This is a genomic window from Brachyspira pilosicoli (assembly GCF_019402445.1).
Lineage (GTDB): Bacteria > Spirochaetota > Brachyspiria > Brachyspirales > Brachyspiraceae > Brachyspira > Brachyspira pilosicoli_B.
In genome coordinates, this window is record NZ_SRZM01000319.1 from 1 (window position 1) to 226 (window position 226).

1 pseudogene is annotated in these 226 nt (G+C 31.4%); it reads right to left on the reverse strand.

The features are described from left to right. Nucleotides 1-226 (reverse strand): annotated as a pseudogene (locus tag E6A48_RS09960) (amino acid ABC transporter substrate-binding protein); the annotation flags it as partial.

Genomic DNA, 226 nt, shown 5'->3' on the forward strand with positions numbered 1-226 from the left:
TTTAGTAGATATTTCAGCAGCCTTTCCATCGGCTCTCATATCATCTAAAGCTTTATCAATAGCATTTAATAATTCTGAATCTGTTTTTCTAAGTCCAACGCTAAGATATTGAGATGTGATAGGTTTGTCTTCTAATAATGTAAAATCAGCATTTTCTTTAGCTATATAGTAACGAGCTACTATCTCATCTACTATTACAGCATCTATTCTTTTAGCCTCTAAATCT